Annotated in this window: 12 protein-coding genes; 5 read left to right on the top strand and 7 right to left on the bottom strand. The window is 62.8% G+C overall.

Annotated features, from left to right (window positions below; genetic code table 11):
• Position 1: 1 nt before the first annotated feature.
• Both C8D82_RS18665 and C8D82_RS18660 read left to right on the top strand, forming a co-directional pair.
• Positions 2 to 3,715, top strand: coding sequence for a hypothetical protein (locus tag C8D82_RS18665; protein ID WP_116885808.1), 3,714 nt, complete (start codon positions 2 to 4; stop codon positions 3,713 to 3,715).
• A gap of 3 nt (positions 3,716 to 3,718) precedes the next feature.
• Positions 3,719 to 4,780 carry a hypothetical protein gene (locus C8D82_RS18660; RefSeq protein WP_116885807.1) on the top strand — a complete coding sequence of 354 codons (1,062 nt, stop codon included), beginning with the start codon at positions 3,719 to 3,721 and terminating at the stop codon, positions 4,778 to 4,780.
• Between the two features lie 509 nt (positions 4,781 to 5,289).
• On the opposite strand, the gene C8D82_RS18655 is transcribed toward C8D82_RS18660, so the two are convergent.
• From C8D82_RS18655 to C8D82_RS18645, 3 genes are read right to left on the bottom strand one after another with little or no spacing between them, the layout of a single operon-like run.
• The gene (locus C8D82_RS18655; protein ID WP_116885806.1) at positions 5,290 to 6,717 is read right to left on the bottom strand and encodes a GntR family transcriptional regulator; all 1,428 of its coding nucleotides are present in this window, start codon (positions 6,715 to 6,717) and stop codon (positions 5,290 to 5,292) included.
• 18 nt (positions 6,718 to 6,735) lie between these two features.
• Positions 6,736 to 7,410 carry a GDSL-type esterase/lipase family protein gene (locus C8D82_RS18650; protein WP_116885805.1) on the bottom strand — a complete coding sequence of 225 codons (675 nt, stop codon included), beginning with the start codon at positions 7,408 to 7,410 and terminating at the stop codon, positions 6,736 to 6,738.
• Between the two features lie 19 nt (positions 7,411 to 7,429).
• Positions 7,430 to 8,146: a hypothetical protein gene (locus tag C8D82_RS18645; RefSeq protein WP_116885804.1), complete on the bottom strand. Its 717-nt coding sequence runs from the start codon at positions 8,144 to 8,146 to the stop codon at positions 7,430 to 7,432.
• A 236-nt stretch (positions 8,147 to 8,382) separates the two neighbouring features.
• Here C8D82_RS18645 and C8D82_RS18640 point away from each other — a divergent pair, with 236 nt between their 5' ends.
• Entirely contained in the window at positions 8,383 to 9,414 is a 1,032-nt protein-coding gene (locus tag C8D82_RS18640) for a Gfo/Idh/MocA family protein (RefSeq protein ID WP_116885803.1), read from the top strand.
• Positions 9,415 to 9,430: 16 nt separating this feature from the next.
• On the top strand, positions 9,431 to 10,192 hold the full coding sequence (locus tag C8D82_RS18635) for a carbohydrate-binding family 9-like protein (RefSeq protein ID WP_116885802.1): 762 nt from the start codon (positions 9,431 to 9,433) through the stop codon (positions 10,190 to 10,192).
• On the opposite strand, the gene C8D82_RS18630 is transcribed toward C8D82_RS18635, so the two are convergent.
• Complete coding sequence (locus C8D82_RS18630; RefSeq protein WP_116885801.1) at positions 10,113 to 10,973, bottom strand: AraC family transcriptional regulator; 861 nt, start codon at positions 10,971 to 10,973, stop codon at positions 10,113 to 10,115. The two genes, C8D82_RS18635 and C8D82_RS18630, sit on opposite strands and share 80 nt — an antisense overlap.
• A gap of 217 nt (positions 10,974 to 11,190) precedes the next feature.
• Between C8D82_RS18630 and C8D82_RS18625 the strand changes: the two genes are divergently transcribed.
• A complete protein-coding gene (locus tag C8D82_RS18625; RefSeq protein ID WP_116885800.1) occupies positions 11,191 to 13,020 on the top strand; it encodes a chloride channel protein in 1,830 nt (609 codons plus the stop codon).
• 106 nt (positions 13,021 to 13,126) lie between these two features.
• Here the strand turns inward: C8D82_RS18625 and dnaE are convergent, their stop codons facing one another.
• The 3 genes from dnaE to C8D82_RS21415 form a co-directional block, all read right to left on the bottom strand.
• The gene (gene dnaE, locus C8D82_RS18620; RefSeq protein ID WP_133245290.1) at positions 13,127 to 16,690 is read right to left on the bottom strand and encodes a DNA polymerase III subunit alpha; all 3,564 of its coding nucleotides are present in this window, start codon (positions 16,688 to 16,690) and stop codon (positions 13,127 to 13,129) included.
• A 126-nt stretch (positions 16,691 to 16,816) separates the two neighbouring features.
• Positions 16,817 to 19,354: a polysaccharide lyase family 8 super-sandwich domain-containing protein gene (locus C8D82_RS18615; RefSeq protein ID WP_116885798.1), complete on the bottom strand. Its 2,538-nt coding sequence runs from the start codon at positions 19,352 to 19,354 to the stop codon at positions 16,817 to 16,819.
• Positions 19,355 to 20,146 (bottom strand): prepilin-type N-terminal cleavage/methylation domain-containing protein, encoded by a 792-nt coding sequence (locus tag C8D82_RS21415; protein WP_165833193.1) that lies wholly within the window; start codon positions 20,144 to 20,146, stop codon positions 19,355 to 19,357.
• Positions 20,147 to 20,257 lie beyond the last annotated feature (111 nt).

Here is a 20,257-nt window from a genome sequence, read left to right as displayed (position 1 = left end):
GATGAAAAAGATTCCTCTATGGCCGGCGCTGCTGGCCGCGGCGGAGCTCTCCGCCGCAGGCGGGGTGAAACCCGCGGCGTTCCTGTGGTGCGAAGCTCCGCCGGAGCTGGCGCGGTTGTTCGGTTCGGCCGGGCTGAAGCCGGAAAAGGCGGGGCCGGGCAATACCGACGCCCCGGTGCAGTTCATGTCCGGCCGCTTCGACCATGCGGCGAATGCGAAACGGTATGTGGATGCGGTCCGCGCCGGGAAAACGGTGTTTGTCGGTTTCCGCGACCTCGCGCCGGTGCATCGGGATATGGCGGAGTTCCTGCCGGTCACGCCGTGGTCGGTGAAATCCCATACGCTGCGCCGGGGCGGGAAGAAGCTGGTCGGTTTTCCCGGCAGCGGCTATGAGAAGCTGCCGCCTCTGGCGATCTCCAATATCGCCGATCTGCATGTGCCGGGTGCGCCGATCGAGAACAGCCTGATGCGCTACCTGACGCCCGGATATTTGAAGCCGCTGAACATCACCGACTTCCGGGTGCTGCTGACCACCGATGCCGGAGTTCCGGCGCTGATTTCGGCGCGGGTCGGCGCGGCGCGGGTCTATGTGTGCGGCGGCGACCTGTTCGACCCGGTGCTGGCGAAGTCGCCCGGCTACCCGGCGCTGATGAGGCGACTGCTGAAAGAGGCGGCTGCGCCTCTGGCGCAGCCGAAGGCGCGCGGCAACGCGGCGGCGCTGCAGTTGGAGGTGCCGGAGTTCCAGCCGGAGGTGCCGGCGGTCACGGTGAAGAATCCGGGTACGGAAACGGTTGACGCGGTGCTCTCCTTCCAGCTCTACAACTGGGAGTACGGGATATTGAACGCCGCTTCCGGCGCGATTGCGCTGAAGCCCGGCGAAAGCCGTGTGATCCGGCTGGCCGAACGGGGCGCTTTCAAAGGCGATTCGCGCGTGACGGAGAGCGGCAGTGCGCCGCCGTGGCGGCGGCTCCGCGTCGGCATCCTGACTCCCGACCGTTCTGAAGTCGTGCGGGAGACCGAGCGGAAAATCCTGACCGCCTCCCCGCTGGCGCTGCAGGTGATCGAACGGGATTCCGGCAGCCGTCACGAAGTGGTTTCGGACGGGGATTACGACGGCAACACCGCCGGGCGTTACGTGTGGCCGGCGGGAAGTTCCCCGAAAATCACGGTGCGGGTCGGCAACGGTTATGAGAATCTCGCGCCGCTGGCGGAGGTCTCCGACCTGCAGTGGCCGGAGAATCCGACCGCGCCGGGGCTGAACGACCGCTCACTGTCGCGGGGCAACGTCCGCCGCAACGGTGAAATGCAGGGGGCATGGGCCGGGAAACCCGCCGCGACCCAGAAGCTGAAGCTGACATGGCCGTTCGCGGTGACCGTCGCCGGGGCCGGGATCGAGGGGTACGGGCCGTACCGCTTTGAGGAGCGGCTGAACCCGAAATATTTCACGCTTGGAAGCGGCGGGAGAACATTTGTGATCGCTTCCCCCGCGGAGTACGTCGCCAACGGCAGCGACATCTACCGGCACTGGCGGAGCGCCTTTGCGCCCGAAACGGTGCGGGAGCTGACCATGAGCATCGACAGGCTCGATCCCAAATTGCGGCAGAATGTGCAGATCAATCCGACCAACTCCTCGATGAAGGAATTGGAGGTGTTCGGCTGGCCCGCCGGGATGCCGATAGAGGAGTTTTCCGGCACGCTGACGGTCACCGCCTCCGATCTGGTGAGCGGGAAAGTCACCGAAGTCGCATCACAGCCGGTAAAACTGGCGCCGTATTCGGAACAGGCGTTCGACTTCGAGCTGCCGGGGCGCTCCGCATTCGGCCCGGTGCGGTACGACATCGTGCTTTCCGCCGGCGGAAAGACGGCGGCAAGAGGGCAGTACGATGCGCTGTTCCGCCCGGAGGGGGGCGCGGAGATCATTGACAAAAGCACTTTTGCGGACTACCAGCCCGGACTGCTGTGCACGCCCGGCTGGTACAATTACAACTCGTTCGGGCTCGGGATGTTCGACCATACCCGCGGCTGGGGCGGCCCGCACGATAAGATCTGGGCGCTGGTTCACGGCCTGATGGAGACCGGCCCGAACAATATCGACGCTCCCGAACGGATGCTGACCACCGACACCCGCAACAGCCACTACACCAACCCGTGGCGCAGCCTGCCGGACGGCTCCTACGGCTGGGACCTGACCCTCGACTGCATGTTCCGCGAAATGACCGAGGGGCGGCGCAAGGGACAGAAGTCGATCCACGTCGGCACTTCCGACCGCTGGAACGGCATCCCGGTCAACAACAGCTTCGGCTGGGACACCTTCGACCGTTTCGACCGCCACCTGAAAAAGACCGGCGGCGAGGGGCTGAAGGGGAAAACCCGCCGCGCGATCTCCGAGGAGATCTGCACCCGGTATTTCCGCGACTGGCAGGAGTTCCTGATGCGGGAGTACGCGGAAAAGACCCTCGCAACCAAGAAGAAGTTCGAGGACGCCGGAATCAGTTTCTCGATGGAAACCCACGGCAGCTTTCCGCTGGCCGGCGGCGAGCTGGGCGACCTGCTGGGCGAAACCCATCTCGGCGTCGGCACCGACCTCTTCTGGGAGCTGCGCAATCAGGACCTCTACTGGAGCCTCGGCACGCGCTTCGCGATCGTCGCGGCCAACCCGAATCTGCGCAGCGGGCTGTACAAACAGTGGGGATGGGTGAATTCGGAGTCGAATGCGACCTGGTTCTCCAACAACAGTTCGGTCGAACCCGCCCGGCGGCAGTGGTACAACACCTACTTCACGGGCCGGGTCGATTCGGAGGGGAGGTTCCTGCCCTACCATGTGTATGGCTACAGCCTGCAGGGCGGGATTTCGACCAGATTCTATGCGCATGAGATCAAAGAGTATACGCGCGTTTTCAACTTCACGCGGCTGATCCGCCCCGAAAAGGCGGCCGGATACGGCTTCGCGGTGTCGTGGGGCGCGACCGAAAAGCGGATCGGCAGATCGGGCCGCCGCATGGGCTTCGGAATCTACACTTCGGGCAACAACGAGGACCAGTTGGAGCACCGCATGGGCAAGCTCTACGAACCGCTGGTGAAGAACGGCCTGCCGGTCGGCTTCGTGACCTCCGGCCACGCGCTGGCGAAGTGGGAGGGTAAAAATCCGCTGGTGCTGCTCGACGCGACCGACTGGCCGGAAGCGGAGCTGGCCAATGTGCGGCGGCTGGCCGATGGCGGCGCGCCGGTGATCGGCTTCGGCGGGGATGACGCCTCCGCCGCCGCCCGGAAATTCTGGACGGAGGGGGCGGCGCGCACCAATGTGGACGGCATCGAACTGTATGTCCGCCGCACCGCGTCGGGCGCTCCGGTGATCTGGTGCCCGCTGAACGGCACGCAGCTGCCGGGTGAGAAGGTCGGCAAGCTGGTCGACCGGATCATGGAGCTGGTCGGAGGCCGGATTCAGACGGCTTCGCGCCTCGCGGTTACGCCGTTCCTGAACAACGGCGCTCTCTTCCTCGGGCTGGGCAGTCAGGCGGACGCCGCATCGATGGAGACGGTGCAAGTGGTGCCGGAGAGTTTCGACCCGGCATTGCAGGGCAGGAAGCTCGCGGTGATCGACCTTGACCGCAACGTCCGGCTCGACGCGAAGCCGGACCGGAACGGCGTCTATGCTTTCGAGCTGCCGGTCTCCGGTTCGGACGGCCGCATGATAATGATGATCCCGGAGGAGTAAACCATGATGAAATATTCTGCAATCCTGACGGCCCTCTGCTGCGGCCTGCTGGCCGTGGCGGCGGAGAAGCCGAACATCCTGATCTGCACCGATCCGTCGCTGCCGCCGGAAGTTGCTTCCGCCGCGCGGGAACTGCTGAAGTTGGAAAACGCCCGCCCCCTCGCGGCGCTGGCCGCCTGCGGAGCCGGGGAAAAGGCGGAGGCGGCCGAAAGCGTGTCGCTGCTGCCGGACAGTGCGTTCAACCGGGCGGCGTTCAACCACCTCGTGGTGATCGGCCGCCCCGACCGGGACCCGCTTCAGGCGAAGGTCCGGGGGCATCAGGCGAAGGTCGAGCCGGCCGACCGGGAGTTCTACCGGCTCGGCTACGGCCGGATGCGCGGCGACATCGGCTATGTGGAGTGCGACTGGAATCCGTTCCTGTACTCGGAAAAGGTGAAGAACAATCCGTTTACGACCGTGGTGGTCAAGATTTCCGGCACTTCCGACGCCGGGGTGCTCGCGGCGCTGAACGCGTTCCGGGAGGGACTGCTCAACGGAGTTGTCGCGGTTGGAACGCCGGAGCGGCCGGAAACTTCGCTGCTGGACTATCTGCCCTCTCCGGTTCCGCCGCCGGCCTTTCCCGACCGGATCGGCCCGCTGACGCTGGCCGGATACACCCAGCCCGACGGCGTCGAATACCGCGCGTGGCTGGAGTGGGGCGGTGCGGAACCGAAACAGCTGTGGCGGATCAAATATCTGGCTGACGGCGTGTACAACGATGTTTCGCCCGCCGCATGGGTCAACGGGCTGCACCGGCTCGCCTACGGCAACGCGGTGACACTGGCGGAATTTGAAACGCCGGAGGCGGCGAAGCGGGTGAAGGAGGCGCTGATGAAGCGGCGCGGCGCGAAGGCCGGAAAAATGGGTGGACTTGACGCGGTGGTGTTCGACCAGCCGACCGACGAGGCGTTCGACCGTTCCTACGGAAAGGTGGCTTATGTGACGAGGGGCCGCCATGTCGCCGCTGTTTCGCTGCCGGAGAATGAATGGCCCGCCGCGGCGGAGGCGCTCCGCCGCCTGCCGTAAACGGCACGGCAAGGTGCCGCTGCCGGGTGCGCACGCCAATGCCCCTCCGGGGGGGGAGTGCGGCGTCTGACACAGGCAAGCAAAGGTTGGTCTCCGTAACCACTTTCGCGGCGCACAACAAGCGCGGTCAGCGCCGCGAACGAATGTGAGGGAATTACTTGCCCTTGGCAAGTAACGAGGAACGGTAGTGACGAAGCCGAACGTAGTGAGCGAAGCCCCCCTGGCGTAGCCCGCAACGCGGGCGATGAAGGGTTGGCCGCCGCAGGCGGACAAGTAAGCGGCGAAGCCGCGCCCGCGAGCGGAAGTGCTCCGCAACCAGACCGGCCTCCGCCACCGGCGAGGGGGTCCGGGGGACGTGCGCGACGTCCCCCGGAGCCATCCGCAGGCCGCCAATCCCGTGCTCACTACCCTCCGGGCAGCTTGCCTGTTTCTAACGTCATGCAAAGCCGAGTATAAAACTGACGTGCGACTTGAAAGCGGAGATGGATTTTCGCGCTCCCGGCCCGGAATCAGGCTCCGGTCAGGAGCTGGCTGCGGAGGCGGTTCCGGTTCAGCTCGGGACGGAGCTGCGCGGCGCGGGCGAGGAAAAGTTCTTCGAGTTCGTCGATCATCCGCTTGCTGTTCCGACGGTCCGCGGCGCCGGTCAACAGCGGCAGGACCATGCGGTCGGTCAGGGTTTCGATCAGGAAATCGTAGTCGGATTCCGGCTGGTAAATCTGGCCGGGGAGCGATTTGGGATACTCCTGCCGGACGTAGCGGATCACCGGGGCGATGTCGAAGGGATACCCGGCCGGTTCGGCTTCGGCGGCCCGCAGGATGCGGTCCAGCGGGGAGAGCCCCAGGCAACGCTGCATCATGGTGCGCTGCACCTCGTCGGAGAGCAGAAATTCCACGAAACGGGCCGCCGCCGAAGTGCAGCGGTTGCCCGCGATCACCGCATACGGAACCGGCTGGATCAGCCGTCCGTCCGGCTGGACCGGAGGAGGCACCAGACCGATGCGCCCGGCGCTTTCCGGCAGCCCGGCGGCGCCGGCGCAGAACGAACCGCGCAGCGTGTAGTCCAAACCGCCTGCCGCCAGCTGCTTCAGGTCGGCGAAACGGCCGGAGGGGAGGTGCAGATTGAAGAAGCGGTTGTCCCGGAAACGTTCGAAGATGTTCTGCAGGAATTCGAGCTTGGCGCGGATTTCCGGCCGGGTGTGGAGGATCAGCCCTTCCATGCCCAGCGCCCCCATCACCAGCGGAATGTTCAGCGGGGCGAAACGCCCCGGCGCGCAGTTGTGCTCCAGCCAGTCGAGGAAGGCGGGATAACCCGCCCGCCAGTCGTAGCCGGAGATCTCTTTTTCGCGGGAGTAATAGAGCAGCGGCGGCTGAATCTGGTAGGGGATGCTGAAAGCGTGCAGCGGGTCCAGCAGCCCCGGCAGCAGCTCCGCCAGCGGCAGCGGATGCCCGAGCTGGCGGGCGATTTCCGGGCGCGGGATGGTCGGCCCGGCATTGACGATCGCGTCGGTGGCGTGGACCACGACCGCCGGTTCGTCCGGCGGACGCCGGCCCAGGAATTCGATTACGGCGGCTTCATCGGTCAGGAAGCGCGGCGAGAGGCGGCAGTCGCCGTGATGCAGCTCAAACTGCTTGACCACCCAGCACCAGAAATCAATCTGCCAGATATTTTCTTCCAGAATGATCACATTCAGCTCCGCGGCGGACCGGACCGGGGCCGGAGCCGCATAGGGCCGGGCGACCTGAAAGCCTTTGTAGGGCTGGCAGAGCAGAATCCCTTCGCGTTCCAGCGCCTTGAGGGCGGAGTTGACCACGTGGTGCGACTCCCCGAAAAGCTGCATCAGTTCGCGCAGGCTGGGGAGTCCTTCCCGGTAACCGGCGGCTCCCGATACGATGCGTTGCCGCAGTTTTTCTTTCAGGGCATCGACACGTTTGCTCATGGAAATCTCCTGACAGGTTTAATGCTTCCGTTTGGCCGCCTGCGATTCGCGGATCGCCTTGGCGGCAGCTTCGGCGAGTTTGGCGGCGGCCGAAGCATTGGGGTGTACGCCGTCCGGAAAGTCCTTGCGCAGACCGAGCATCGGCGTATTGAAGTCGATCAGCGTCACGCCGGTCTCTTTCGCGACCTGCCGGATCGCGGGGATGATCTTTTCATTGAGGATCACATTCCGGAGCTGCCAGCGGTCGGCGAAAATCGGCGGCGGCACCGCCACGAAAATTTCCGGTTCCCGGCTCAGCCGGGTGCGGAACTGGTTGATCAGGTTCTTGTAGTCGCCGACGAATTCATGGCCGAACTGTTTCCAGTTTTCCTCGCGCGCATCATTGGTGCCGAGCGCCATGATCACGATGTCGGGCTTGGAATTAAGCCCGTTCCCGATGGAATACGGGTCTTTCTTGCGCAGCAGGGCGCGGCCGCCGACGCCGAAATTCAGCACCGTGTAGTTGTCGCCGAGCAGTTTCTGCAGCACGGCGGGGTAGCTTTCACGGGCCGGGTCGGCCACGCCGACTCCCTGGGTGATGCTGTCGCCGCAGCAGGCGACGACGATCTTTTTCGCCGGGGCGTCGGCGGCGGCGCATACTGTGCCGGTCAGCAGCGCGGCGCACAGGAGGAGAAGAGATTTTCCGGGTTTCATAGTTTCGCTTTCCTGGGAGTTACTGCCGGTCGTAGATGTGGATGTTGTCCAGCGCCACGGTCAATGCGCCGTCGCGCCCGCCGAGCGCCTGCCCGGAGCGGAACCGGAGCAGCCGGTAGGCGTTGGCGGCGTTGATTTTCACCTTGTCCGCCCTGATTTCGCCGTTGATGCCGACCGTGAGTTCGCCGGCGGTGAGATCCAGCGCCAGCGCGAATTTGTAGAGCTTGCCGAGTTCATAGCTGCCGAGGTCCACCTTGGGGCCGCCGATCGGAAACAGCGCCATCGCGCCCGAATCCGGTTTCGTCGCGGCGAATACGATCGAGGCGATGTCGATGCCGCTGTTGCCGGTCACGCGGATGCTGAACGCGGTTTCGATTCTGCCGTCCGAAGTCGGCTTGTAGCTGACCGGTTCCACGTCGAAGTCGATCAATACGGTCCCGGAGGTCACCAGATTGTTGCCGCCGTCGAACACCAGCTCCGTGGCGGGGGAGCTGCTGAGGCCGAGGTTGAAGAGCAGCGGGCGCTCGGTCAGGGTCGCGGTCTTTTCGATCACTTTGACCAGCCCCGGCTCCAGCTCGGAGAGCTTGGTCGGCGCGGTGGAGCCGGTGTTGCGGTTGTAAGGCTGTACCGCCGGTTTCTCCTCCGGCTTCGCGTCGTTGAAGTCGACTTTGAAGTAGTCGCGGGCGAGGGCGGGGAGTGTCAGCAACAGCGAGAGGGCAAACACGAGATTTTTCATTTTATTCCACTTTCTGTTCTTGTTGAACCGGCCTGAAGCGCCGAATACGCAATCCCACTGTCCCCAATATAACCGGTTTTCGGAGGATTGCAAGTGTGAATCAAACAATTGTTTTGATATTTTTGAGTTTGAATATCCGATTTTTTAAATATTTTTACAATAACTGTTTGCTTTTTTCCGTATCTTGTGTCATAATTATCGATAGGGCATTGAAAGAACAACATCCGGTGGTTATCATGAAGGATACACGTATCAGACTTGCGGTGGCCGGCCTGGGATTCGGCTGGCATATTGTGAATGAACTGCGGGGGCCGCGCGGTTCCGCCGATATCGAATTGGCCGGAATCTGCGATCCCGACCCGGAACGGAGCGCGGGGTGCGCGGCGGAATCGGGGGCGCGGGTCTACCGCGATCTCGACGAGATTCTGGCGGATGAGAGCGTTGAAGCTGTCGGACTTTATACGCCGCCGCACCGCCGGGCGGAGCTGATCGGCGCGATCCTGCGCGCCGGCAAGGCGGTGATGACGACCAAGCCCTTCGAGGACGACCCGGAAGCCGCGGCGGAGGTTCTGGAGCTGGCCCGGAGCCGGAAGCTGGTGCTTCACCTGAACTCTCCAGGCCCCGAACCGGCTCCCGACCAGCGCCTGATCATGGAGTGGCGCCGGGAGTTCGACCTCGGCGAACCGGTCAGCGCCTTCTGGGAGACTCACGCCTGCTATCACGAAAAGGCCGACGGCAGCTGGATGGACGATCCGGCCCGCTGTCCCGCCGCGCCGCTGTTCCGGCTGGGCATCTACGGTATCAACGATCTGGTGGAGCTGTGCGGCGAACCGGTCGATTGCCGTATCATGCAGAGCCGGATTGCGACCGGAAGACCGACCGCCGATAACGCGATGCTCGGCATCTCGTTCGCAAACGGCGCGCTGGGCTGCGTGGCGGCTTCGTTCCGGGTCGACGACGGCAAGCCCTATGCGAACCGGCTGCTGATCAATTATGAACGCGGCACGGTGTGGCGCGCGCTGTCGCACGACCCGGAGGGCGTCTGCCGGCTGACCTTGATGGGGAAGGGGGGCGGCAAAGAGCGCATCCTGCGCGAAGCGGAGATCGACACGGCGGAACATTCCGGGGCCTACCAGTGGGGCGTATTCCGGCGGGCGATCCGGGAACGGCGTTCCATCTCCGCGGAATACGCGCGCCGGATCGTCAGTTCGATCGAACTGGTGAACTCCTTCACGCAACAGTGCCTGAGGCCGGAAAATGCACTGTAAACCGGGAGGGGGGAATATGCGCCTGGCGGGAATTTTTACCGGGCTGTTGCTGGCGGCGGCCGGCTGGGCCGCTCCGGCGGTGCCGTCGGCGGAGGTGCCGTTCCGGCAGGGGAAGATCGCAATCGACGGGAAGCCGGGCGATCCGGGTTGGAAAAACGCCGCGCGGATCGTACTTGCCGCCGAGCCGCTGAATCAGCGGTTCGGGGATTACTGGGCGACGCGGCCGACGACGGTTCTGCTGGCTTATGATGAAACATTCATCTACATCGCTTTCCTGTGTAAAGACGACCGGATCGTGACCGCCGGGGAGAAGCATGACGACGCGCTGCACGCGGGAGACGTGGCGGAGACCTTCATCGACGGCACCGGCGATCACCGGCAGTTCTTTGAAATCCAGCAGAACGCCGCCGGACTGGCGCGGGATGTGAACTATCTGTTCACCGGCTTCAACAACGTTCCCGACGAGGACGGCTATCTGACGGACTGGAACAATATCTGGGACGATATCTGCTGCGACATCCGGGGACTCCGGTTCGCCGGCGGAAAACTGGCGGACGGCTCCGGCTGGTTCACCGAGCTGGCGATTCCCGCGCCGGAGCTGCTGCGCCGGAGCGGCAGGCGGCAGTTCGCGCCGGGCATGACGCTGCGCGCGAATTTCGTGCGGCTGGATTGTTCGGGTGAAAACCGGTCGGCCGCGGTCAGCTGGTCGCCGACGGTGTTCGGCCGCCCCCACCGTTCGCCGGGGCGGATGGGGTTCCTGAAACTGCTGCCGCGTTGAGCTGCGGCTCCATTCTGGCCCGGTCGGCGGAGGCGGAGGGATTGCGGCGGTATTCGCCGGGCGTCACGCCGTGGAACCGCCGGAAAAGGCGGGTGAAGTAGTTCGCTTCGCGGAAACCGGCGTGCTGCGCGACGTCGGCGATGTTGTAGTAGGGGTTCAGCAGCAGCCGCCGGGCGCAGCGCATCCGGGCGGCGGTCAGGTAGCTCTGCGCCCCCGTGCCGAACGCGCGGCGGAACAGGGCGTTCAGATGGCTCTGGCTGACCCCGGAGCGGGCGGCCAGTTCGGAGATGGAAAAGTCGTCCATATAGTGCCGCTCGATGTAATCCACCGCAGTCTGCAAACCGGGATGAAGAGTGCGGGCCCGGTCGCTGCGGGCCTCGAAGTGGCGCAGTCTGGCCCAGACCGCCAGCAGCAGAGCCGAAGCCTGATCGAGCAGGTAATCCCGGTTCAGCAGCTGCAATTGGGCGAACCACTGGCGCAGCACCGGGTCGTCGCCGGTTTCGATGCTCCGCAGCCGGTTGTCGAAGCCGGGGCCGGAAAGCTCCATGACCGCATACAGCGTCTCGCAGTCGGGAGTGTTGTTCTGGGTATGGGCGAGTTCCGGCGGCGTGATGTACACGGTGCCCGGCCGGGCCGCCAGCGAAACGCCGCCGTCGAATTCGGTCACGCAGCTTCCGGCGATGACCAGCACCAGCTCCGTGCCCCGGTGGGAGTGACGGGGCACGGGAGTACTGCCGCAGTAGTGCCCGGCATAGGAGAACAGCAGACTGTTTTCGCTCATGAATCCTCTTGTTTCAGATGTGACGCAGCCAAGTATACCACCGTTCGGCGGGATTGTCAAGCCGGCGGGGGAAGGGCGGTTGTTCGGAGAGGGAGCAGAAAGCGGGCGGATATTTCCGATTTGGCGCAATTTTCTTTGCAATGGGTGGTATTGGCGGCGATTTCATGGTATAGTAAAGAGAGTGAAAATTACGGATTGAAAAGCAGGGATCGGAGTCGTGGTTGCCTTACGGTGGAAAAGAATATTTCTGCGGATTCACCGCCGGGGCATTCTGCGGGCGGTGCGCTTCTGGCAGACTCGCTGGGGAGAACGCAGCCTGATCGTCGTGCTGGCGATCTGCATCGGCGGCGTGGCCGCGGTCGCGGCGGCGCTGCTTCACACGCTGGTGGTGAAGCTGGAGTTGTTCGGAATATGGCTCACACAGGCGCCGAAACAGGTCCATGAATACGCATGGTTCGCCGTGCTCTTCATCCTGCCGATGCTGGGATTGCTCGGCTCTTTCGTGGTCCAGCGGTTCCTCGGCGGGCCGCGCTATGCGAAAAGCCTCAGCCCGCTGATTCTCGCGCTGAACCGGAAACGGACCAATATTCCCGCCGTCGAAATGATCAACCACATGCTGTCGAGCGCGATTTCGGTCGGCTTCGGCGGTTCGGCCGGTCTGGAGGCGCCGAGCGTGCTGACCGGCGCGGCGATCGGCGCGAACAGCGCCAGTTTCCTGCATATCGACCGGCGGCACCGTTCGCTGCTGCTGGGGTGCGGTTCGGCGGCGGCGATCTCCGCGATCTTCGACAGCCCCATCGCGGGCGTGCTGTTCGCGGCCGAAGTGCTTCTGCCCGAATTCAGCGTCTCCGCGCTGGTGCCGATGATGATGTCGAGCGCGGTCGCGGCGGTGGTTTCGAGGCAGATCATGGGCGACACCCAGTTCATTCTGGCGATCAACGCGCCGTGGCAGGCGAATGCGGTCCCCTGTTATTTCCTCTGCGGCATCTTCTGCGCTCTGGTCGGCGTGTATGTGATCAAGACCGCCTATTTCACCGGCGACTGGCTGAAACACAAGTTCCGCAACGCCTGGCAGCGGCTGTTTGTCGGCGGAAGCGTGTTGTGCGTGCTGCTGCTCTTGTTCCCGATGATGCGCGGGCAGGGGTATTTGTATATCGAGAAACTGTTCGCCGGGGATACCGCCGGGCTGGTCGCGTCCTCGCCGCTGCTGCACTGGATTCCGTCGGAAACCGGTATTCTGGTTTTGCTGCTGGTCGTGGTGCTGCTGCTCAAGGTGGTGGTTTCGGTGCTGACGGTGGACGCCGGCGGCGACGGCGGCATCTTCGCGCCGTCGATGTTCATCGGCGCGTTTGCCGGATTCGTGTTCGCCCGGGTTGTGAACCTGACCGGGCTGATCCAGCTTCAGGAGTACAACTTCGTCGCGGTGGGCATGTGCGGGGTTTTCACGGCGGTGATGCGCGCTCCGCTGACCGGCATCTTCCTGATCGCGGAGGTGACGGGGAGTTATATCCTGCTGGTGCCGCTGATGATCGTCTCCTCGGTGGCGTGGTTCACCGCGCGGCTTTTCGAACCCAATTCGATCTATCGCAAGGCGCTGGCGGAGAGCAACCTCCTGAGCGAGGACCGCGACCTGACGATGTTGCGCCGGCTGCCGGTGCGGCTGAACCTGATGCGGAATTATCATGTGCTGAAGCTGCGCGATCCGCTGAAGAAGGTGATCGAACTGGTCGAGCGCACGCCGGAGGAGATTTTTCCGGTGCTGGATGACAGCGGCAAGCTGCTCGGCGTGGTTCACCTGGAGAAAATCCTGGCGGTGATGCTCAATCCGAAAGTGTATGAGCTGCTGGTGGTGTTCGACCTGATGGACCCGCCGCACGGGATGGTTTCGCCGGACGACGATCTCGGCTGGGCGATGGCCAACTTCGAAAAATACAACCTGAATTACCTGCCGGTCTGCGATGCGGACGGCATTTTCCACGGCTTCATTGCGAAGGCTCCGATTTTTGCGAAGTACCGCCGCATGGTGCGCGAAGCCGACAGCTTCTGACTGTTGCACCCGAAAGCTGTTGCCCGCCGGGCGCATTTGAAAATCGCACGCGGTTCCGGCGTGCAGAGATTCATCTCTGCGCGTCGGAGTTGCCGGGCTGCCGATTTTACGCTTTCTTTTCTTCTCCGGCGGGAGCCGCTTCCTTGTCGCGGTTCCACATCCGGCGCGGACGCGGATTGTACGGCGTCGCTTTCAACCGGTAGTGGCCGGGACCGAGCAGCCGGTCGATCGTGGTCAGCAATTCGTGCGTGACCGTGATCTCCTGACGGCGGCTTTCGATGAATGTCACAGAGTCGTCCTTGCCCACCACGCAGGTCACGAGCAGGGTATCGCCGGGAATTTCAAAACACGCCTTGGCCAGCTCGCGCAGCGTTTCACTCTTTACCTGATCGGCGTAGAGATGGATATGCAGCTTTTCGGTGAGGGTGGCCGGGGCTTCCGCAAGCGGCGTCACCTTGTCCACGATCACGCGCGGTTTTTCCTGTTCGTCACGCTTGCTGACGGTGGCTTCCAGCAGCAGCGGGGTTCCGGGCGACATATCGACGTTCGCTTCGGTCAGCGCATTCAGCGCCCGTTCGTAGATCATGCACTCGCAGGAGGCGTCGAGATCCTCCAGCAGCAGGATGCCGAACTGCTTGCCGGAGTTCTTGCTTAACTTCTGGGTGAAGGTGTTGACCATGCCCGCAATGCGGATCTGCGCGTTGTCGTTCAGTTCCTCCAGCGAACGGATCGGCACGGTCGAATAGGTCCGAACCAGCTCCGCATACGGGTCGAGCGGATGGCCGGTCACGTAGAAGCCGAGCAGCTCTTTTTCGCTTTTGAGGATGTCTTCCTTGTCGAATTCCGGGATGTCCGGAATCGGCACGGAACAGGCGTCGTCAGCATCCCCGCCGTCGAGCAGGTCGAACAGCGAGCCTTGTCCGGCGGCGCGGTCCCTGGCCCGTCCGGCGGCGAACGCCATCATCGGCTCCGCGATCGCCAGAATCTGGCTGCGGCGCAACCCGAGGCCGTCGAGCGCTCCGGCGCGGGTCAGGTGTTCGAGCATCCGGGAGTTCACGTTGGAGCCGCAGCGCTCGCAGAAATCGAGGAAGGTTTCGAATTTGCCGTCTTTCTGACGGCTTTCGATGATCTGGCTTGCCGCGACTTCGCCGACGCCCTTGATCGCGCCGAGTCCGAAACGGATGTTGCCGTTGTCGGTCGAAAAACGGATGTCCGACGAATTCACGTCCGGCGGCAGCACGTTGATCCCCATCTCCTTGCAGGTGTTGATCATGAAGGCGATGCGCTCGGCGGACTCGATTTCGCCGTTCAGGATCGCCGCCATGAACTGCACCGGGTAGTTCGCCTTGAGGTACGCCGTCTGGTAGCAGACGAAGCCGTATGCCGCCGAGTGCGACTTGTTGAAGCCGTAACCGGCGAACAATTTGATCTTCTCCCAGATCTGGTCGGCCAGCTTTTCGTCGATGTTGTTGGTCTCCTTGCAGCCCTTGAAGAACTTCTCCTTCTGCTTGGCCAGCACGTCGACTTTCTTTTTGCCGATCGCGCGCCGCAGGATGTCCGCGCCGCCGAGGGTGAATCCGGCCAGCACCTGCACCACCTGCATGATCTGCTCCTGATAGAGCATGATGCCGTAGGTTTCCTTCAGGCAGTCCTCCATCAGCGGATGGTCGTAGATGATCTTTTCCTCGCCCTTCTTGCGGCGGATGAAGTCCGGGATGAACTGCATCGGGCCGGGGCGGTAGATCGCCAGGAGCGCGATGATGTGTTCAAGCGTTTCCACGCCGAACGAGCGGCAGAGGTTCTGCATGCCGCCGGATTCCAGCTGGAACACCGCGACCGTGTCGCCGCGCTGCAGCATCTCGAAGGTTTTCGGGTCGTCCAGCGGGATTTTCATCGTGTCGATCACGATCCCGTAATCCTTTTTGATCATGTCGAGCGCGTCTTTGATGATGGTCAGCGTCTTGAGGCCGAGGAAGTCCATCTTCAGCAGCCCCTGTTCCTCGCACGGATGCGCCGGGAACGGCACGACCATGCTGTCGGAAGCGCTCCGGGCCAGCGGCACGAGGTTGTCCAGCCGCTGGTCGCCGATGATCACGCCCGCGGCGTGGATGCCGGTCTGGCGGTTCAGCCCCTCCAGAACCTTCGCGAATTTCCACACCTTTGCGATCATCGGGTCGGTTTCGATCTTCTCGGCGAGCTCCTTGTTCTGCTCGACGGCCTTGTCCAGCGTCATCTTGGGGTCTTCCGGAATCATCTTCGACAGGCGGTTGCCGAATTCAAAGTCGCAGCCGAGCACGCGGGCGACGTCCTTGACCACCGCCTTCGCCTTGAGCTGGCCGTAGGTGCAGATCTGCGCGACGCTGTCGAAGCCGTAGCGGCCGCGCACATAGTCGATCACTTCGCCGCGGCGGCGTTCGCAGAAGTCCACGTCGAAGTCCGGCGGGCTGACGCGCTCCGGGTTCAGGAAGCGCTCGAAGAAGAGGTTGAACCGCAGCGGGTCGATGTCGGTGATCCGCGTCAGGTAGGCGACCAGCGAACCGGCGCCCGAACCGCGTCCCGGCCCCACCGGGATATCCTGCCCCTTCGCGTGGCGGATGAAGTCCGACACCACGAAGAAGTAGCTGATGAAGCCGGTTTTTTCGATCACGCCGAGTTCGTACTCCATGCGTTCGAGGATCTTTTTCTGGCGGTCGTCGAGTTCGGGAGTCTTGCGCGGATCGAAGCCGTAGCGGTACTCCATGTTGTCGTAGCAGACTTCGCGCAGGTCGTTGCGGTCGGCGAGGCGGCCGTCCGGCATGTAGAACTTCGGATAGTGGTTGACCTCCGGCACATAGTGGAACTTCATGCTGCACCGCTCCGCGATCAGCCGGGTGTTGGTGATCGACTCCGGCAGTTCCCGGAACAGCTCCTTCATCTCCGCTTCGCTTTTGAAGTAGAATTCGGGGGCCGGGAAGCGGAAGTGCTTCTCCGCCAGCCGTGCGCCGGTCTGGATGCAGAGCATGATCTCATGCGCCTCGGCATCCTCCTTGCGCATATAGTGCACGTCGTTGGTCGCGATCAGCCGCAGGTCGTTCTTCTTCGCGAGTTCGACCAGGAATTTGTTGCATTTACGTTCCTCCTCCATGCCGTGATCCATCAGCTCGATGAAGAAGTTGTCGCGGCCGAAGATGTCGAGATATTCGCCGAGCGCCTGTTCGGCGCGTTTGACGTCGCCCTGCAGATAGTACTGCGAAATCTCGCCGCCGATGCAGGCGCTGGTGCAGATCAGCCCCTTGTGGTACTGACGCATCAGCTCCTTGTCGATCCGGGGCTTGTAGTGGAACCCGTCCTTGTTGGCGGCGGACATCATCTTGCAGAGACTCGAATACCCGTCCTCGTTCTCGCAGAGCAGGATCAGGTGGAAACCGCCGCGGTTGAAAGGCTTGTTCGAGTCGAAATCGCGCATGTCGCCGGGGGCGACGTAGGCTTCGACGCCGATGATCGGGTTGATCCCGGCGCCGGAGAGCACCTGGTGGAATTCCTCGACCCCGCCCATATAGCCATGGTCGGTGATCGCCATCGCGTTCATCTCGTGTTCCTGGGCGAGCTGAAGCAGCCCTTTGACGGTGCATGCGCCGTCAAGCATGCTGTAGTGGGTGTGCAAATGCAGATGTACAAAATCGGAAGGCATTTTCGGGGGTCCTCTTATCGTGAAAGAAACATGATTTTCATAAACGGTATTATAACCCGAAAACCCGGTTTTCACAACCCGCTTTTCCGATTTTTTTCAGGAAAAATTATGGAGCCGGCCGCGATTTCAGAATTCCACCCTGACGCTGCGTCCGGCCAGTTCTCCGCCGGGCAGGGGAACCTCCCTGGCGACGCCGCCTAGCGTCAGCTTCATCCGGTTCAGCCGGGCGGCAGGATCGGCGGCCCACACCTCCTTTTTTCCGATCAGGAATACGCCGGGCGAATCGGTCTGGAACGCGCCGAGCCTGCCCGGAGCGTGAAACACCGCCCCGGTCCGCCCGTCCCGCAGCTCCACCGCCTGAAGCTGCGGCGTGTTGGCGAGCGTTTTGCCGCCCCGCCACGCGGCGGTCGCTTCGGGAGTCGCCCCCGGCAGGATCGTGTATTCGCAGGAGGCGCCGCGCGGTGCAAGGCCGTGTTCGATCGACAGCGTGAAGAGCTCCTTGCTGACCGGCATCGGATCGGAAAGCCCGCCCTCCAGATAGCGCCAGTCGCCTTCGCGCATCCCCGTGGCCAGCTTCATGCCGCTGCTCCGGTAGCCGATGCCGTCGTGCCAGAACCAGCCCGGCCCCTGCCGGATTTCGCCGTTGCGGAGGCAGCTGTTTACGGTGGTGGCGACTTCAAAGGGACTGGTCGAATCGATGCCGCAGACCAGTTGCCGGACCGAGTCGCTGTCGAAAAAGTAGGCTTTTTTCGCTTTCACGCCGTCGATGTTCATCGTATAGACTGCCGCGGCGCACCTGCCGTCGGTGACGGCGCCGGTGAAATCGGTGGTGCCGAGATAACGCCACTTCCGACTGTGGGTCCAGCGCGGATATCTGCCGCCGGATTTCAGGTTCACGGCGATGCTCTCCTTTTGCGTGTAAACCGGGGTTTTCGGCAGGGTGCCGCCCGGCAGGCGGGTCCAGTCCCAGCACGGGGTGATTTCGCGGTATTCGCCGCCGGTGCGCATCACCAGGCAGACGCCGTCGGAGAGATAGCGCCCCAGTGCGTTGTCCCAGTTCACATTGTCCTCGATCGGGCAGACGCGGGTTGAATTCATCCGCACGGACGCATACCAGCCGGGGCGGCGGTGCACCGTGTAATCGGAGTTCCAGAAGTGGCGGGTGCCGACCAGCGCATTTTCACCGTTCCGGTTGCTTTGCAGCACCTCGTCATAGGGGGCTTTATCGCCCGGATCGGCTTTTTTCAGCCCCTCAAGCGCATTCAGCACACTCCGGCCCCGCGAGGAGGCGAAGCCGCGCCCCAACTGCCGCCCTCCGGCCAGCAGGTCCATTTCGCCGCGCCACAGCACCCAGCGGAAGCCGTCGAACGCGAGCAGGCGCATCACTTCCCATTGCGCAGCGTCAAGCTCCCAGCGGGTACCCTGCCAGATATTCGCCCAGTAGGCGATGTTGTTGAAAAATTCGCAGCCGTAGTTGCCGAACTGGATCTGCGGCCCGTGCTGGTGGTAGCAGCCGTCCGCCCGGATGCCGCCGAACGACCAGTCGCTCTTGTTTTCGACCGGCGCCATGCGGATCTCCTCGGAGAGCGCCCCGGCGGCAACGGAAAGCGCTCGCTCGTTGCGTTCGAGCAGCGCCCGGTAGAAGATATTCGCGGCGATGAACACCCGGTTGTTGCCGGTGTAACGGTGCAGCAGCATCGCCTGGCGGCAGACGTCCAGAGCGGCCTCGCGCTCCGGCCCCTCCGGGAAGAGCGGATCGGCCATCAGCAGGATTTCACCCATCTTCTGCGGTACGAACATGTCGTTCCACCACCAGTTGCTGTTCTGGAATTTGTTCCGGCTCCAGTAACCGACCGCTTTGCGAACCGCTTCGCCGACTTCCCGGTCGTGGTAACGGGGATGGCCGGGCTTCGCCCATGCGCGGGCCAGTTCGATGGTGTAATTCAAATGCCGGGAGGTTTTCCACGCGGAGCGGTTGGTGTCGCGGTAATCGACATCGCTGAAACTGCCGTCCGGGCGCAGCAGCGCGAGGTCAGCTTGGATTCTCTTCTCATTTTCCGCGCGCTTCGACAGCAGCGAATCGGTGATCCGGCGTTTCATCCGGTCGAATTCCGCCGCGTCCGCCGCCGAGAGCGTCTCGCCTTTTTCTTTGAGCAGCGGGTCCGGCGTGCTGATTTTCAGGGTGGAAAGGTCGAACTCCGCTTCGCCGGAGGCGTTCTCGATTCCGAGCCGCAGGATGCCGGTTTTCGCCCCTTTCGGGATGTTCTCGGAGAATGCGCCGCTCTTCCAGCCGAATGTGCCGAGCACGCGGGCGATGCCCGGCCACTCCTCCTGCCCAGTGGCTTCATCCTTGAAATAGAAAGAAAACGACACGCCCGGAAACCACTCGTCCGCCGCCTTCACCGCCTTGCCCCGGAACAGTACCGAACACTCGAAGATCCCCTCCTGAAACGGCGTCAGGTCGATCTTGGCGAATGCGCAGTTGCGTCCCCGGATATCGTTGGCTCCCTCCGGCACCTGTACGGTCAGGATGCGGCGTCCGTCCCGCTCCATGATCCTGCAATGCGGCGTCAGCTCCCATTGCAGTTTTTCGGGAGCGAGTTCATACGCAGCCACGCTCCATCCGGCGGCGATCACACAGGCGGCAAGCAGTTTTTGAATCATTTACAGCGGCCCTCCGTTGCTGTCCAGCACATAGGTCACCTCGTTCAGTGTGGTGTTGAACTCCCCTTTGTTCATTGAGTCGACATGTCCGTCGCCGAACAGCGCGCTGCCTTTGCCGCCGTGGCGGAGCATGATTGCGCAGTTATCCTCCAATTCCGTGTGTTTGAAGGACTTGCCGCAGTAGCCGCGCCGTGTCTCATCGGTGACGTGGAAACCGGTGTCGGCGATGAAAAAGGTCTGCGAAGGCTGTTTGAAATTGTAGATGCGGATATATTTTTCACTCCCGGTGATTCTGCCGTCGATATTGCCGACCCGGTCTTTGATCGCATCCCAGTTGCCGCAGTAGGTCACTTCCAGCATCCCGTAGGCGTGGCGGCTGCGCGGCGGATTTTCCGGCATCGACGACGGGCAGCGGGTCAGCACGTTTTCGGCGCTGATCAGTGCCGGAAAACCGTAGTAAGCGAGGTCGATCTTTTCTCCGTTTCCGGAATCCGCATACTTCCAGCCCAGCAGCGCGGAATCCCAGTCGATTCCGATACCTTCCCTTGTCAGGTATTTGACCACCGCCCCATTGTTGTTGTCGGCGTAAAATGTCAGGGCCATTCCGACCTGTTTCAGGTTGGAAACACAGCTCGCCGACCGCGCCTTCTCCCGCGCCTGATTCAAAGCCGGCAGCAGCATGGAGGCCAGGATTGCAATAATAGCGATCACAACGAGCAGCTCAATAAGGGTAAAACTCCGGCGCATAATGCCCAGTATGTTAATGTGCCGGGCATGTTTTTCTCGCTGCATTTGCTTGTCCTTTATCTTGTTACGCATTTTTACCTCCGCCGTAAGTCGGTTGTGTTTCTTTCAAAGGCCATTACAGGCAACAACTTTTATATTATGTTTACTTGTCCGGCC

This window comes from Victivallis vadensis, assembly GCF_003096415.1.
In the GTDB taxonomy this organism is placed as follows: Bacteria; Verrucomicrobiota; Lentisphaeria; order Victivallales; family Victivallaceae; genus Victivallis; species Victivallis vadensis.
The sequence above is the reverse complement of the archived record's forward strand: the minus strand, read 5'-3'. Positions and strand labels throughout refer to the sequence as shown.

What these genes read in the sequence shown, in the direction of transcription:
- C8D82_RS18635 (WP_116885802.1), top strand. Translation starts at nt 9,431, where the DNA reads ATGCGCCTGGCGGGAATTTTTACCGGGCTGTTGCTGGCGGCGGCCGGC.
- C8D82_RS18660 (WP_116885807.1), top strand. Translation starts at nt 3,719, where the DNA reads ATGATGAAATATTCTGCAATCCTGACGGCCCTCTGCTGCGGCCTGCTG.
- C8D82_RS18645 (WP_116885804.1), bottom strand. Translation starts at nt 8,146, where the DNA reads ATGAAAAATCTCGTGTTTGCCCTCTCGCTGTTGCTGACACTCCCCGCC.
- C8D82_RS18630 (WP_116885801.1), bottom strand. Translation starts at nt 10,973, where the DNA reads ATGAGCGAAAACAGTCTGCTGTTCTCCTATGCCGGGCACTACTGCGGC.
- C8D82_RS18640 (WP_116885803.1), top strand. Translation starts at nt 8,383, where the DNA reads ATGAAGGATACACGTATCAGACTTGCGGTGGCCGGCCTGGGATTCGGC.
- C8D82_RS18650 (WP_116885805.1), bottom strand. Translation starts at nt 7,410, where the DNA reads ATGAAACCCGGAAAATCTCTTCTCCTCCTGTGCGCCGCGCTGCTGACC.
- dnaE (WP_133245290.1), bottom strand. Translation starts at nt 16,690, where the DNA reads ATGCCTTCCGATTTTGTACATCTGCATTTGCACACCCACTACAGCATG.
- C8D82_RS18615 (WP_116885798.1), bottom strand. Translation starts at nt 19,354, where the DNA reads ATGATTCAAAAACTGCTTGCCGCCTGTGTGATCGCCGCCGGATGGAGC.
- C8D82_RS21415 (WP_165833193.1), bottom strand. Translation starts at nt 20,146, where the DNA reads ATGCAGCGAGAAAAACATGCCCGGCACATTAACATACTGGGCATTATG.
- C8D82_RS18665 (WP_116885808.1), top strand. Translation starts at nt 2, where the DNA reads ATGAAAAAGATTCCTCTATGGCCGGCGCTGCTGGCCGCGGCGGAGCTC.
- C8D82_RS18655 (WP_116885806.1), bottom strand. Translation starts at nt 6,717, where the DNA reads ATGAGCAAACGTGTCGATGCCCTGAAAGAAAAACTGCGGCAACGCATC.